Source organism: Xanthobacter autotrophicus ATCC 700552, from assembly GCF_043194565.1.
GTDB lineage: Bacteria > Pseudomonadota > Alphaproteobacteria > Rhizobiales > Xanthobacteraceae > Xanthobacter > Xanthobacter autotrophicus_F.
In genome coordinates, this window is the sequence record NZ_JBAFVS010000002.1 from 153229 (window position 1) to 166904 (window position 13676).

Genomic DNA, 13676 nt, shown 5'->3' on the forward strand with positions numbered 1-13676 from the left:
GGCCAAGGTTTTCAACGCGAGTCTGGTTCCCGTGCGTCGTATGCTCCTCATCGCGCTCAGCGCGTTCCTGATGCCGTCCTCCCCTCACGCCGCGCAGGTCAGCGTGCGCGGCGCCGAGATCGTCGTGGACGGCAAGCCCTTTGTTCCCAACGGCGCCAGCGGCGAGGCCCGCTTCACCGAGCTGAAAGCCCTCGGCGCCACCGTGGTGCGCACCTACGGCCAGGAGCCGGGGGAAATCCTCGACGCCGCCCAGCGGGCCGGGCTGAAGGTGATCGTCGGCTTCTGGCTCGGCCATCCGCGCGTCGGCTTCGATTATGCCAACCGCTCCGCCGTGACCCAGCAGCTGGAGGTGTTGCGCCAAATGGTGGAGCGCTATCGCACCCATCCGGCGCTGCTCATGTGGGGCATCGGCAACGAGGTGGAGGTGGACCTCTCCCCCGAGGAGGCCATGTCGGTGTGGCCGGCCATCGAGGAAGCCGCCAGGCTCGTCAAGACCCTGGACAGCCAGCACCCTACCATGGCGGCCGTCGCCGAGGTGGGCAACGACAAGGCGGCGCTCGTCAAGCGCCATGCGCCGAGCATCGACGTCCTCGGCATCAACGGCTATGGCGACGGCCTGCTCACCTCGGCAAAGCGCGCCCGGGCCCAGGGCTGGACCGGCCCCATCATGCTCACCGAAATGGGCGCACAGGGCCACTGGGACGCCCCCACCGCGCCGTGGGGCGCGCCGATGGAGCCCACCTCCTCGCAGAAGGCCGATCGCGTGCGGCGCTACCTGCTCGCGGCCCGGCAGGCGGGCGTGGGCGCCATGCCCTTCCTGTGGGGCCACAAGCAGGAGGTGACGCCCACCTGGTATTCCCTGCTGCTGCCCACCGGCGAATGGACCGAGACCGTGGAAGCCATGGCCGACATCTGGGGCGGCACGCCGCCGGGCGGGGCCAACCACGCCCCGCGCATCCTCGCCCTCGCCTTCGCCGGGCCGTCGCGCATGGCCGCCGATGGCGAAACCCATGTCCGCCTCGCCGCCACCGACCCGGACGGCGATTCGCTGAAGGTGGAATGGCAGGTCATGGCCGAGACCGCCGTGCGCAGCGTCGGCGGCGATCCCGAGCCGGTGCCCCCGAGCTTTTCCCAGGCCATCCACGATCCCCACCCGGTCGGGGTCCGCATCGCCGGCCTGCCGCCGGGCCGTTACCGCGTGTTCGTGACGGTACGCGACGGCCGTGGCGCCGCCGCCACCGGGAACCTGCCGTTCGAGGTCCTGTAGGCCGGCCTCGGGCGCGCGGCCCGATCCACGCCAGATCCACGGCCAGCACACTGCGACAAACGCTGACCCCGGCACGGTCAGGTTATTGCATCAACAGCGCAATGGCCCCGGCAAGGCCGGGGGCGCCGTTCAGCACGTCGCGTAGTTTTGGAGGTTTCATGCCGAAGATCGATCGCCTGATGGTGGGCGAGGCCCTGGTGGGCGAGGGCAACGAAGTGGCCCATATCGACCTCATCATGGGCCCGCGCGGCTCCTCCGCCGAGACCGCGTTCGTGAATGCCCTGACCAACAACAAGGACGGCTTCACCACCCTGCTGGCCGTGGTGGAGCCCAATCTCCTCGCCAAGCCCGCCACCGTGCTGTTCAACAAGGTGACCATCAAGGATGCCCGCCAGGCGGTGCAGATGTTCGGCCCGGCGCAATATGCGGTGGCCAAGGCGGTCACCGACTGCGTGGCCGAGGGCATCATTCCGGTGGAGGAGGCCGATGACGTCTTCATCTGCGTCGGGGTCTTCATCCACTGGGATGCGAGCGACAACGCCAAGATCCAGGCATTCAACCACGAGGCCACGCGCCTTGCGATCGCGCGGGCAGTGAGCGGCACGCCCCGGCCCACGGACGTGCTGGCGCGGATGGCCAGCGCGCGCCATCCCTTCGCCGCTGACTGATGACCGCGCGAGCGGACGAAAAAGCAGGTGGCCCATGGCGGCGCCGGCAAACAGCAGGGTCCACAACGGCTTGGTCCCAAACGAAAGATGGCGTCCGACCCGCCGGCCGCACGCCATCCTGAAAAATCGCGAGATCAGCCCTTGATCTGGGCGACGAGACCCTTGGCGAACCACGCGCCCGTACCCGCCAGCACGGCGCCGAACACAAACGCCAAGGCCGGCCAGTGGGCAGCCGCCAGGCAAAGCCCCATCAGGAGGCCCGAAGCCGCGCAGGACAGCGCAACAACCACAACCGCCGCGCTCTGACGCGCCATGTCGTCGCCCGCGATGTCATCACCCGCGGCGATGCTCCTCGCCGCAACACGTCCAATGGGCCGGCGCGAACGACCGTTCGTCTCGAATGTCACAATATCCCTCCCGCGCCCCGTCGTTCCGGGAGCCTTTGTTGGACGCAGAGTAGAGCAGAAATTCGCGCAGACTTCACCCCGTTCCTTGGTCTGGGGGTAATATATTCTTGCCGCATTGCGGTAAGGGGAGGCGTTTTGCCTGCTGCACTGCACTGCCGGACCGCTCTTCAACGGCTCTTTTTGCCAGCGGCGCCCTGGCCTCGGCGATCACCATGCCATACCCCCATGAGGCGGCCTTCCCCGCGACGGTACGGCGCGGATGAAAGGCTCCCTTCGGGTCAGAACCGACCGACGGCTCGCTCAGCGCCGCGAGCCGCTCGCCAGGATGTAGCCGGCGGCGAAGCCCACCAGAAGCCCCATGACGCCCGCAGACGAAAGCACCGCAGCCGCCGTGCCGGGATTGTCCCCGATGGCCTCGGAAACCACGTGAGCCTGCCGGCGGACGGTCTTAGCCGCGCCAGCCGCGCGAGACTTTACCGTCTCAAAGGCATCCTCGGCATCTTCGGCGACATCTGAAGCGCGCGCCTGAAGCGACTTGCTCAGGCGGCCCATCTCATTCCTCAACTCGATGATCTGCGCTTCGATGTTCGCGCGGGTGTCCTGAGCGAGATTTGCGTCGGCCATGATTTTCGTTCCTCGATCAACGCATGCTGCCACGGCGTGCAAGCCTGACCGCGACTGCGAGAGAAAACGTTGCGCCGCGTCAATCGTTCCACGTGAATGTTCCATTGAACGTTCCATGTGAACGGCCTCCGCACCGACGGGGGCGTGTCTCACACCGAGGCGCCGCGCCAGCGCTCTCGAGCAAGTCGTCGCGCCGAATCGGGAATGGCGAGGGGACGACAATTGATCGCAAAGTGTTGCGGACGCCGCCGCCAGGAGCCCGCAAGGAGGCCCCAAGGACGCAGCAAGAGATTGTCCCGCTATCGTCCCGAGCCTCGGGACCGGAACCACCTGAAATCCGCTGGACGTGTTGGGATTATTTGGTGGGCGCACTAGGGCTCGAACCTAGGACCCGCTGATTAAGAGTCAGCTGCTCTACCAACTGAGCTATGCGCCCGTTCCAAGGTTGCCCCCGGAAGGAGGCGTTCGTATAGCGAATGCGTTCGGGGCTGGCAAGAGCGGGAGGGGCGGTTTTTCCACAGGCATGTCGTTACCCGCTGCGGAAGCCCGCCCCTCCCGGCTCATCCCTATTCCTTGAACGCCTCCTCGCGGGTCTTCTGCACCGAGGGCAGCAGCACCACCACCAGGGCCGCCGCCGCCAGCCCCAGCAGGATGGCGGAGATGGGCCGGGTCACGAAGACCATGGGGTCGCCGCGCGAGATCAGCATGGCGCGGCGCAGGTATTCCTCCAGCATGGGGCCGATGACGAAGCCCAGCAGCAGCGGCGCCGGCTCGCAGTCCAGCTTTACCAGCGCGTAGCCGAGCACCCCGAACAGGGCCATGGAATAGACGTCGAAGGTATTGTTGTTCACGCTGTAAACACCGATACAGCAGAACGCGATGATGGCCGGGAACATCACATGGTACGGCACGGTCAAAAGCCGCACCCACAGCCCGATCAGCGGCAGGTTCAGCAGCACCAGCATGAAATTGCCGATCCACATGGAGGCGATGACGCCCCAGAACAGGTCCGGCTTCTCGGTGACCACGTTCGGCCCGGGCGTGATGCCCTGGATGATCAGGGCGCCGATCATCAGCGCCATCACCGGGTTGGAGGGAATGCCCAGGGTCAGCATGGGGATGAAGGAGGTCTGCGCGCCGGCATTGTTGGCGCTCTCCGGTCCCGCCACGCCCTCGATGGCGCCGCGCCCGAACTCCTGCGGGGTCTTCGAGATCTTCTTCTCGATGGAATAAGCGGCGAAGGACGACAGCATGGCCCCGCCGCCGGGCAGGATGCCCAGGAAGGAGCCCAGCGCCGTGCCGCGCAGCACCGGGCCGATGATGCGCTTGAACTCGTCCTTGGTGAGCATCAGGCTCTTCACCTTGGCCGCCACCAGGGAGCGCTGGTGCTCGTCCTCAAGATTCCGGATGATCTCGCTGACGCCGAACATGCCCATGGCCAGCGCCACGAAGTCGAAGCCGTCGGAGAGTTCCGGCAGGTCGAAGGTGAAGCGCGGCGCGCCGGTGTAGATATCCTGACCCGACAGGCCCAGCAGCAGGCCCAGCACGATCATGGCGATGGCCTTCACCACCGATCCGGACGCCAAAGTCACCGAGGCGATGAGGCCCAGCACCATCAGCGAGAAATATTCCGGCGGGCCGAACTGAAGCGCCAGATCCGCCAGCGGCGGGGCGAACAGGGCAAGCAGGAAGGTCGCCACCGTGCCGGCGAAGAAGGAGCCCAGCGCCGCCGTGGCCAGCGCCGCCCCGGCGCGGCCCTTCCGCGCCATCTGGTGGCCGTCGATGGCGGTCACTACGGAAGACGATTCGCCCGGCAGGTTGATGAGGATGGCGGTGGTGGAGCCGCCATATTGGGCGCCGTAATAGATGCCCGACAGCATGATCAGCGCCGACACCGGCGGCAGCCCGAAAGTGATGGGCAGCAGCATGGCGATGGTGGCGATGGGTCCAAGGCCCGGCAGCACGCCGATGAGGGTGCCGAGCAGCACGCCCAGGAAGCAGTACAGAATGTTCTGCAGCGAGAGCGCGACCGAGAAGCCGAGGGCGAGGTTGTCGAAGAGTTCCATAACCGTCCTCCCTCAATAGCCGCCGAGCCACGGGCCGAGCAGCGGCAGCGGCAAGCCCAGACCCTTGATGAACACCGCCCAGGCGAACACCGCCATCACCGCCGTGATGGCGAGGGCGGTCACCACATGGAACTTGCGGCTCGCCAGCGCCGAGACGAACACCGAGATGGCGAGCGCCGGCAGGAAGCCCAGCGGGCGCACCGCGAAGCCGAAGAACAGGACCGCGACGGTGATGATGCCGAGCGCCCACCAGGCGATGCCGCTCGGCATCTCGCCGGGAAAGCGCAGGCCGTTGACGAGCACGATCAGCCCCAGGAGCCCGAGCAGGATGGCGAGCAGCAGCGGGAAGTAGCCCGGCCCCATGCGCACCGAGGTGCCCATGGGCAAGTCCTGCGTCTGCCAGGCGAAAAGCAGCGCGAGGACGATGAAGAGAAGGCCCGAAAGGACGTCCTTGGGATTGCGGATGATGTGCATGAGCGCCTCGGCGGCGGTGTGAAAGGTGAGGGTGCGGCCGGGCACGCGGGTGCCGGGACGGGACCGCCCGGAGGATGTCTCCCCCGGGCGGAACGTTCGGCGGCACGTGCGGCCGTCTGTTCTTGGTGGCCTTTACCTGTCGGCGCCAGCCTTTCGCGCCACGCGCCTGACCGGCGCCTCAACCATCAGTCGGCGTAGACGCCGGCGGACTGGATGATCGGCTTCCACTTGGCGATCTCGGCGATCACGAAATCCTTCTGGAAAGCCGGGCTGCGGCGGTCCTTGGGCTCCGGCTCGGTGCCGAGGTCGGCGAAGCGGGCGATCACCTTGGGATCATCCAGCGCCGTGCTGATGGCGGCGTTCAGCTTGTCCACGATGTCCTTCGGCGTGCCCTTGGGCACGTAGACGCCGTGCCAGACCGCCACCTCGAAGTCCTTCAGCCCGCTTTCCTGCATGGTGGGCACGTCGGGCAACGACTTCACGCGGTCCTTGGTGGTGACGCCATAGGCCTTCACCTTGCCGCCCTTGATCTGGCCGGTGGTGTTGGTGGTCTGGTCGCACATGAGGTCGATCTGGCCGCCCACGAGGTCGTTCATGGCCGGGCCCGTGCCCTGATAGGGCACCGTGGTCATCTGCGCGCCGATGGAGGACATCAGCAGCATGCCGCACAAATGCGAGGCCGAGCCGACGCCCGCATTGCCGTAGGTGACCTTGTCCTTGTTCACCTTCACGAACTCAACCACCTCGGCCATGGTCTTGGGGGCGAAGCCGTTCTTGGCGATGAGGGTCATGGGCACGGCGGTGACGAGGCCCACCGCCTCGAAATCAGTGGCCGGGTTGTAGGGCAGCTTGCGGTAGAGGCTGGCGGCGGTGGCGTGGCCGATATGGTGGAGCAGCAGCGTGTATCCGTCCGGCGCGGCCTTGGCCACCTGTCCGGCGCCACGGGTGCCGCCGGCGCCGCCCACATTCTCCACGATCACCTGCTGGCCGAGCGACTTGGACATGGATTCGGCCACCAGCCGCGCCACGGTGTCGGTGGGCCCGCCAGCGGCGAAGGGCACGACCATGGTGATGGGGCGGCTGGGATAGGCCTGGGCGCCGGCGACGGTGGCCGTTCCGGTCGAAAGTCCGAGCGCGGCCGCGAAGGCCAGCGCCGCTGACAGGATACGCATGGGATTTCCTCCTCCAGGGGGTTTCTGACGAACGCCCTTTCTTCTTTTGAAGGTCGCGTAGCGGCAACCGTCAAGCCCGAAATGGAGGTAACCGTCTCGTGAGAATGCCGCTCCGGTATCGAGACCGGCGCGATACTTGCCGCCGCGGCGCCGGAGCGCACCGCACAATCTTGGCTAACTCATTGTAATCTATTAATATACTCGCTACCGTCATGCGGCAGCGCAATGGATAAATCCGGACCGAAGGCGTCGCGCAATTTTCGCGGCGCCGGGCCTGCGCCGTGCGCGGCGCGCCGGCGGTGAAGCCTGTTTGCGCCGTCTCGCCGGCCAAAGAAAAAGGCCGCCCAACCGGGCGGCCTTTCCAATTGGGACAGGCGCGTGCCGTCTCTTGCGGTGGCGGGCCGGATCAGCCGACGGCGCTCTGCGGGTTCATGGTCTGGCGCTTCATGTGCAGCTTGTTGAGCGCGGTGATGTAGGCCTGCGCGGAGGCGACCAGCGTGTCCGGGTCCGCCGCGCGGGCGGTCACGGCCTTGCCGTTCTCCTCGAGCCGCACCGAGACTTCGGCCTGGGCATCGGTGCCCTCGGTCACGGCGTGGACCTGGTAGAGGTCGAGCTTCACCTGGTGGGGCACCAGCGCCTTGATGGCGTTGAAGGTGGCGTCCACCGGGCCGTTGCCCTCGGCCTCCTCGGTCTTCACGACGCCGTCCACCTCCAGCCGCATGGTGGCGCGCTGCGGCCCGCGGGTGCCGGCGATGACCGACAGGGAGATGAGCTTGATGCGGTCGTAGGCGGCGGCGATGCCCTGATCCACCAGCGCCTCGATATCCTCGTCGTAGACCACCTTCTTGCGGTCGGCGAGGTCCTTGAAGCGGGTGAAGGCGTCGTTCAGGGCGTTCTCGCCCAGCTCATAGCCCATGGTCTTGAGCTTGTCGCGGAAGGCGGCGCGCCCCGAATGCTTGCCCATGACCAGCGAGGTCTTGGAGACGCCCACGCTCTCCGGCGTCATGATCTCGTAGGTCTGGGTGTGCTTGAGCATGCCGTCCTGGTGGATGCCGCTCTCATGGGCGAAGGCGTTCCGGCCCACGATGGCCTTGTTGTACTGCACCGGGAACGAGGTCACCGCCGACACCAGCTTGGAGGCGCGGGTGAGCATCTTGGTGTTGATGCCAGAGCGATAGGGCAACACGTCCGAGCGGGTCTCGATGGCCATCACCACTTCTTCGAGCGCCGCATTGCCCGCGCGCTCGCCGATGCCGTTGACGGTGCATTCGATCTGCCGCGCGCCGCCGGCAAGGCCCGCCAGCGAATTGGCCACGCCCATGCCGAGGTCGTCGTGGCAGTGCACCGAGAAGATGGCCTTGTCCGAGTTCGGCACCCGCGCGATCACGGTGCGGAACAGGGCCTCATACTCCGCCGGAGTGGTGTAGCCCACCGTGTCCGGGATGTTGATGGTGGTGGCGCCGGCCTTGATGGCGGCTTCCACGCAGCGGCACAGGAAGTCCATCTCGGTGCGGGTGCCGTCCTCGGCCGACCACTCCACGTCCTCCACATGGTTGCGGGCGCGGGTGACGGAGGCCACCACCATCTCCAGCACCTCGTGGGGCTGCTTCTGGAGCTTGTACTTCATGTGCACCGGCGAGGTGGACAGGAAGGTGTGGATGCGCCCGCGGCGGGCGTGCTTCACCGCCTCGGCGCAGCGGTCGATGTCGTTGAGCGCGGCGCGGGAGAGGCCGGCGATGGTGGCATTCTTCGTCCGGCGGGCGATCTCCGCCACGCTCTCGAAATCGCCGATGGAGGCGATGGGAAAGCCGGCCTCGATCACGTCCACGCCCATCTCGTCGAGGAGCGCGGCGACTTCCAGCTTCTCCTCGAAGGTCATGGAGGCGCCGGGGCACTGCTCGCCGTCGCGCAGGGTGGTGTCGAAGATGATGACGCGGTCGCGGTCGGATAAGGGCTTGCCGGCGACGGGGGCGGAGGAAGTGTCGGTCATCGGAACGGTCCTTCTGGCGGTCCGGCGGAGCCCTTCATCGGTCGGGCGCGGTTTTGCCGGATCATAAGCCGAAACGGGCGCCAGGTCTTCAACCCGGCGGCGGCGTGTCCCCTGAGTGCCCAGGCAAAGCCCGGCCGGCCCTCAGGGGCGGCTAAGGAGAAGAAGCGCGCGCAGAATCAGAGCGTTGCCCGGAACCATGAGGGTCCGGGGGGCAGAAGCGGCAGTCTTGGTCGCACGGGACGACACGGGGCGCTCTACTCTTCGCTCGATAGATCGGGAGGATGCTCATACCGGAGGGAGGGCGCGGGCGCAAGGGGGGCGCTATGCGCGCGCTTAAGCGGTAACGCACCCTAGCCGCGCACCACGCTCCTGAAGGCCGCCGCAAGCGCGGCGAGCGCAGCGCGCGGCCGGCCATCCTTCACCCGCGTGTGCAGGAGCACGGGCAGGCGCGGCAGGTCCGGAAGGCCGAGCCTTGGCCCCACGTCGACCGCACCAAACGGCAGCATGCGCGGCGCCAGGGCGGCAACGCCGAGCCCGGCCATGACCGCCGCGGCCACCGCCGCGACGCCGCCGCCGACGAACACCTCGGTCCAGCGCACCCCGGCCACATCCAGGAACTGCCCGGCCATGGCGCGCACCCCGCAGGGCTCGGCCATGGTGGCCAAAGGCAGGGGCTCGCCGGCACGGTGCTGCCAGCCGGGCGCGGCGAACCAGCCAAATTTTTCCTCTGTCAGAACCTCCCCGTCGCTGCGCCCGGCATGCAGGCGGACCATCACCGTGTCGAGTTCCCGCCGGTCGAAGCTTTGCAGCAGATCACCCGACGATCCGATGCGGATCTCGATCAGCAATTGCGGGTCCTGCGCGTTCATACGCGCGATCAGGGCGGGAAGCTCGGGCCCCGCCACATGGTCGCTGATGCCGATGGTGAGGCGCTGCCGGACCTCGGAGAACTGGGCAAGGGCCCGGTCATGGGCCTCCAGCAGCGCGCGGGCATGGTCAAGGAAGGCTTCCCCCCGCTCGGACAGTTGCACATGGCGCGGCGTGCGCTCCACCAGCCGGCAGCCGAGCCGCTGTTCCAGCCGCTTCAGCTTCAGGCTCACCGCCGCCTGGGTGGTGCGCATGGCCTCGGCCGCCCGCGTGAAGCTGCCAAGCTCGGCGATGCGCAGGAAGGCCTGCACCGCATCCAGGTCGAGGGGGCGATCAATCATATTGGTATGTTATCACTGATATCATCATCGATAGCATATCAAAATGACGAAGCTGGGCCTAGCTTCGCGTCAGCCCAACAGCGAATGGACCTGCCATGCCCCTCGTTCACATCTCCCTGCGCGCCGGCAAGCCGGAAGCCTACCGGCAGGCGATCTTCGATGGCCTCTACCGTGCCATGCGCGAAACCTTCAACGTGCCGGAAGACGACCAGTTCATGACCATCCGCGAGCATGACGCCGGCACGTTCCGCTATGGCGCGTCCTATGGGGGCATCGCCCGGAGCGACGACCTCGTGCTGATCCAGATCAGCGCCATGAACACCCGCACGGTGGAGCAGAAGAAGGCGCTGTTCCGGCGCATCGCGGAGTTGCTCGGCGAAAGCCCCGGCATCCGGCCCGAGGACGTGTTCGTGAACCTCATCGAAGGCACGAAGGAGAACTGGTCCCTCGGCCTCGGCCTCGCGCAATACGCCTGAGGCAATGCGACGGCCCCCCGCCGGTGGAGGTGAGGGGGCGCCATGCCATGGCAACATGGCACTCCCCCCTTTGGGATCATTGGCGTTCAGCAGCGCCGCAAGCCCTCTGAAGCGGCTTGCGTGGAAGAGGTTTGAGAAGGTGTCTCATCACAGATGGACAAGCATCGCCGCCCGGCTGGTCGGGGCCTTGGCGCGCTGTCGTCCCGCCGAAGCTTTCGAGGGGGAGAGGGACTACGCCCCGTCCCGCTGGTGTGATCAGGTCGAGCGGGAGATCAGCAACCGGATCATTCACGGCGACCCGTGCAGTTCCAGCCGCGAGAGAACGCACCGCTCGGATGGCATCGCAGTCTGAGCGGACAGCGCCAAGGCCGCCCTACCCCCGCGCCGCCCAGCGCGCCCGCATGTAATCCACGGCGAACGGCGCCATCGCAGGGGTGATGTCGGCTTCCGAATGCACCACCGCCACGTCGGACAGCTCCGGCTGCTCCTCCCGCGCCAGGAAGCCACGGATGCGCGCGGCCAAAGCCTCGGCCGGGGCGTCGAACACGAGCCGGCCCAGCAGCGCCACGCGCGGGCCATCGAACAGGCCGGTGAAGCCGTCATCGCGGGCGATGTCGGAGGGCAGCAGGCCGGTCTCTTCCTCCAGCTCGCGGAGCATGGAGGCGTGGAGGTCCACCCGCCCGTCGGCGGTGATGTCGGACGGATCGGGGGTGCCGCCGGGAAAATAGGTGCGCCCGGCCGAGGCCGTGTGCGCGCCCATCACCCCCAGGATGAAGCCGCCGTCCGCGCCCTCGATGGCCGCAAGTGCGAAGGCGTTGACCATGCCGAGGTCGCGCCAGCCTTCATCCCGCCAAAAGGTGAAGGCGGCAAAATCCGTGTGCCGGAAGCCGCCGGAGAGCACCCCGTCGGCAAAGGCATAATCGCGCAGCAGCAATATGGGGCCGTTCCACAGATGCGGATTATCCGCCGCCCTCCTGGCGAAATGGGCGTCCACCTCCGCGCGCTGGGCGTCCATCTCCGGCCAGCCGCCCGGGTCGGCGCGCAGCTCAAGGCGGTGGACCGGCGCCATGCGCCGATCCACGTTCCATTTGAAACCCCAGCCGGCGTCGGTGGTCACGCCGCGGCGTCCGCGAGGGTGGGATAATCGGTGTAGCCCTTGGCACCGCCGCCATAGAAGGTGTCGCGGTCGGGCTCGTTCAGCGGGGCATCGCGGCGCAGGCGCTCCACCAGGTCCGGATTGGAGATGAACGGCTTGCCGAAGGCCACGAGGTCGGCCTTGCCGGCGCCGATCACGCTCTGGGCCAGCTCCCGATCGTAGCCGTTGTTCACCATCCACGGTCCGGTGAAGCGCTGGCGCAGCGCATCGAAGGAGAAGTCCGGCGCCACGTCGCGCGGGCCGCCGGTGGCGCCCTCCACCACATGGACAAAGAGCAGGTGGCGCTTTTCCAGCTGCTCCGCCACATGGTTGAACAGAGCCTGCGGATTGCTGTCGCTGATGCCGTTGGCAGGCGATACCGGCGACAGGCGCAGGCCGGTGCGGTTGGCGCCGATCTCGGCGACGATGGTGTCCACCACCTCCAGCAGGAAGCGGGCGCGGTTCTCGATGGAGCCGCCGTAATCGTCGGTGCGCTGGTTCGAGCCGTCCTTCAGGAACTGGTCGATCAGATAGCCGTTGGCGCCGTGGATCTCCACCCCGTCGAAGCCGGCGGTGATGGCGTTGGCGGCGGCGCGACGATAATCCTCAAGAATGCCGGGGATTTCGGAGCGTTCCAGCGCGCGGGGCTCGGAGGTGTCGGCGAAGCCGTTGTTCACGAAGGTCTTGGTCGCGGCCGGGATGGCGGAGGGCGCCACCGGCGCGCCGCCGTTCGGCTGCAGCGACGTGTGGGAGACGCGGCCCACATGCCAAAGCTGGATGACGATGTGCCCGCCCCGCGCATGCACGGCGTCGGTCACGGCCTTCCAGCCCTCGACCTGGGCCTCGGTGTAGATGCCGGGAGTGTCCTGATAGCCCTGGCCCTGCTGGGAAATCTGCGAGGCCTCGGTGATGAGCAGGCCGGCATCGGCGCGCTGGGCGTAATATTCGGCGGCCAGCGGGCTCGGCACGAAGCCGGCGCCGGCGCGATTGCGGGTCAGGGGCGCCATGACGATGCGGTTGGGCAGGGTCATGTCGCCGAGGCGGAAGCTGTCGAACAAGGTGGGCGCGCTCATGATGAACCCCTCCGGAAGGGCCAGTGGGAGTGTTGCGATGCAGCACACATAGGAGCGATCCCGCCGCCGCCAAGGTCAGACTGCACGGCATTCCCCACGCCTTCCGTGAGTTCTGTCAAATCCACATATTGATAAGGCTCAGATGTGGAGCACGCCCTCGGTGATCACCACGGCGGAGCCGCCGATGGTGGCGTCCAGCACCTGCCCGCCCTTCACCGTGAAGCCGAGATCCACCCGGCTGGGGCGGCCCATCTCGAAGCCCTGGTCGATGCGCACCTTGTGGTGGCCATCCACCCGGTTCTCGGCGTCGAGCAGGACGCTGGGGAAGGCGGCGGCGGCGGCGCCGGTGGCCGGGTCTTCCTCGGTGCCGAGGCCGGGGGAGAACATGCGGGCGCGGAAGTCGGCGTCGCCCTCCTCGTCCAGGGTGTAGAGGTAGAGCGCCTCGCCGAAGCCGCCGAGGGAATTGATGAAGGCCGCCTCGTCCGGCCGGGCGCGGGCGAGCGCGGTGAGGCCCGCCAGCGGCACGAACAGGAACGGCACGCCGGCCGAGGCCACCACCGGGCGGTGGGCGTCGAAGCCGATGTCGCTCTCATCCAGGCTCAGCGCCTCGGCGCAGGCGGCGCGGGAGATGTCGATCTCCTCCAGTTCGCCCTTGCGCGGCACGGTGAACACCGCCGCCCCCTTGCGCGAGCCCGCACCCAGTGTGGTCACCTCGCAGGTGACGGTGCCGATGAGTTCCTCGATCCTCAAGGTGCCCTTGACGAGCTTGTCCTCCAGCGCCAGCAGCACCGCCGCCCCCACCGTGGGATGGCCGGCGAACGGCATCTCGTGGGCCACCGAGAAGATGCGGATGCGGGCCCGGTTGGCGGGATTCTTCGGCGGCAGCACGAAGACCGTCTCGGAGACGTTGAATTCGCGCGAAATCTGCTGCATCGCCGCGTCGTCGAGCCCCTGGGCATCGAGCACCACGGCGAGCGGATTGCCGCCGAACGGACGGGCGGTGAACACATCCAGGGTGACGAAGCGGCGCGGCATGCGGGCAGGTCTCTGCAACAAGGTCTCGGTAACAAGGTCTCGGCGACAGGGCAACGCCGCGCGTCTGCACGGCGTCTTCCG

Annotated in this window: 13 protein-coding genes and 1 tRNA gene; 3 read left to right on the top strand and 11 right to left on the bottom strand. The window is 67.5% G+C overall.

Translation table 11 applies throughout. The features are described 5' to 3' along the window. Window positions 1-40: 40 nt before the first annotated feature. Window positions 41-1267, top strand: a complete 1227-nt coding sequence (locus V5F48_RS02585) for a glycoside hydrolase family 2 TIM barrel-domain containing protein (protein ID WP_394040155.1) — start codon at window positions 41-43, stop codon at window positions 1265-1267. Between the two features lie 158 nt (window positions 1268-1425). Further along, window positions 1426-1935: a formaldehyde-activating enzyme gene (fae, locus tag V5F48_RS02590; RefSeq protein ID WP_394039777.1), complete on the top strand. Its 510-nt coding sequence runs from the start codon at window positions 1426-1428 to the stop codon at window positions 1933-1935. 134 nt (window positions 1936-2069) lie between these two features. Here the strand turns inward: fae and V5F48_RS02595 are convergent, their stop codons facing one another. The 8 genes from V5F48_RS02595 to V5F48_RS02630 all read right to left on the bottom strand — a co-directional run bounded on the left by V5F48_RS02595 (window position 2070) and on the right by V5F48_RS02630 (window position 9876). Then, window positions 2070-2342 (bottom strand): hypothetical protein, encoded by a 273-nt coding sequence (locus V5F48_RS02595; protein ID WP_394039779.1) that lies wholly within the window; start codon window positions 2340-2342, stop codon window positions 2070-2072. Window positions 2343-2642: 300 nt separating this feature from the next. Beyond that, window positions 2643-3083, bottom strand: coding sequence for a DUF3618 domain-containing protein (locus tag V5F48_RS02600; protein ID WP_394039781.1), 441 nt, complete (start codon window positions 3081-3083; stop codon window positions 2643-2645). A 243-nt stretch (window positions 3084-3326) separates the two neighbouring features. Beyond that, window positions 3327-3402, bottom strand: a tRNA-Lys gene (locus tag V5F48_RS02605). Window positions 3403-3532: 130 nt separating this feature from the next. After that, entirely contained in the window at window positions 3533-5032 is a 1500-nt protein-coding gene (locus V5F48_RS02610; protein ID WP_394039783.1) for a tripartite tricarboxylate transporter permease, read from the bottom strand. A 12-nt stretch (window positions 5033-5044) separates the two neighbouring features. Next, on the bottom strand, window positions 5045-5551 hold the full coding sequence (locus tag V5F48_RS02615) for a tripartite tricarboxylate transporter TctB family protein (RefSeq protein WP_394039785.1): 507 nt from the start codon (window positions 5549-5551) through the stop codon (window positions 5045-5047). A gap of 140 nt (window positions 5552-5691) precedes the next feature. After that, the gene (locus V5F48_RS02620; RefSeq protein ID WP_394039787.1) at window positions 5692-6678 is read right to left on the bottom strand and encodes a tripartite tricarboxylate transporter substrate-binding protein; all 987 of its coding nucleotides are present in this window, start codon (window positions 6676-6678) and stop codon (window positions 5692-5694) included. A gap of 406 nt (window positions 6679-7084) precedes the next feature. Next, window positions 7085-8668, bottom strand: a complete 1584-nt coding sequence (locus V5F48_RS02625) for a 2-isopropylmalate synthase (RefSeq protein WP_394039789.1) — start codon at window positions 8666-8668, stop codon at window positions 7085-7087. 350 nt (window positions 8669-9018) lie between these two features. Continuing rightward, complete coding sequence (locus tag V5F48_RS02630; RefSeq protein WP_394039791.1) at window positions 9019-9876, bottom strand: LysR family transcriptional regulator; 858 nt, start codon at window positions 9874-9876, stop codon at window positions 9019-9021. 95 nt (window positions 9877-9971) lie between these two features. Here V5F48_RS02630 and V5F48_RS02635 point away from each other — a divergent pair, with 95 nt between their 5' ends. Continuing rightward, a complete protein-coding gene (locus V5F48_RS02635) occupies window positions 9972-10352 on the top strand; it encodes a tautomerase family protein (protein ID WP_394039793.1) in 381 nt (126 codons plus the stop codon). Between the two features lie 373 nt (window positions 10353-10725). Here V5F48_RS02635 and V5F48_RS02640 read toward each other — a convergent pair whose 3' ends face one another. From V5F48_RS02640 to V5F48_RS02650, 3 genes are all read right to left on the bottom strand, one after another. After that, window positions 10726-11469: an NUDIX hydrolase gene (locus V5F48_RS02640; protein WP_394039795.1), complete on the bottom strand. Its 744-nt coding sequence runs from the start codon at window positions 11467-11469 to the stop codon at window positions 10726-10728. Continuing rightward, the gene (locus tag V5F48_RS02645; RefSeq protein ID WP_394039797.1) at window positions 11466-12560 is read right to left on the bottom strand and encodes an alkene reductase; all 1095 of its coding nucleotides are present in this window, start codon (window positions 12558-12560) and stop codon (window positions 11466-11468) included. Before V5F48_RS02645 ends, V5F48_RS02640 begins: the two co-directional genes overlap by 4 nt. A 138-nt stretch (window positions 12561-12698) precedes the next feature. Beyond that, a complete protein-coding gene (locus tag V5F48_RS02650) occupies window positions 12699-13595 on the bottom strand; it encodes a PhzF family phenazine biosynthesis protein (protein ID WP_394039799.1) in 897 nt (298 codons plus the stop codon). Between the last annotated feature and the right edge of the window lie 81 nt (window positions 13596-13676).

Coding starts and splice junctions, on each gene's coding strand:
- V5F48_RS02585 (WP_394040155.1), top strand. CDS start 41: ATGCTCCTCATCGCGCTCAGCGCGTTCCTGATGCCGTCCTCCCCTCAC.
- fae (WP_394039777.1), top strand. CDS start 1,426: ATGCCGAAGATCGATCGCCTGATGGTGGGCGAGGCCCTGGTGGGCGAG.
- V5F48_RS02600 (WP_394039781.1), bottom strand. CDS start 3,083: ATGGAACGTTCAATGGAACATTCACGTGGAACGATTGACGCGGCGCAA.
- V5F48_RS02610 (WP_394039783.1), bottom strand. CDS start 5,032: ATGGAACTCTTCGACAACCTCGCCCTCGGCTTCTCGGTCGCGCTCTCG.
- V5F48_RS02620 (WP_394039787.1), bottom strand. CDS start 6,678: ATGCGTATCCTGTCAGCGGCGCTGGCCTTCGCGGCCGCGCTCGGACTT.
- V5F48_RS02625 (WP_394039789.1), bottom strand. CDS start 8,668: ATGACCGACACTTCCTCCGCCCCCGTCGCCGGCAAGCCCTTATCCGAC.
- V5F48_RS02630 (WP_394039791.1), bottom strand. CDS start 9,876: ATGATTGATCGCCCCCTCGACCTGGATGCGGTGCAGGCCTTCCTGCGC.
- V5F48_RS02635 (WP_394039793.1), top strand. CDS start 9,972: ATGCCCCTCGTTCACATCTCCCTGCGCGCCGGCAAGCCGGAAGCCTAC.
- V5F48_RS02645 (WP_394039797.1), bottom strand. CDS start 12,560: ATGAGCGCGCCCACCTTGTTCGACAGCTTCCGCCTCGGCGACATGACC.
- V5F48_RS02650 (WP_394039799.1), bottom strand. CDS start 13,595: ATGCCGCGCCGCTTCGTCACCCTGGATGTGTTCACCGCCCGTCCGTTC.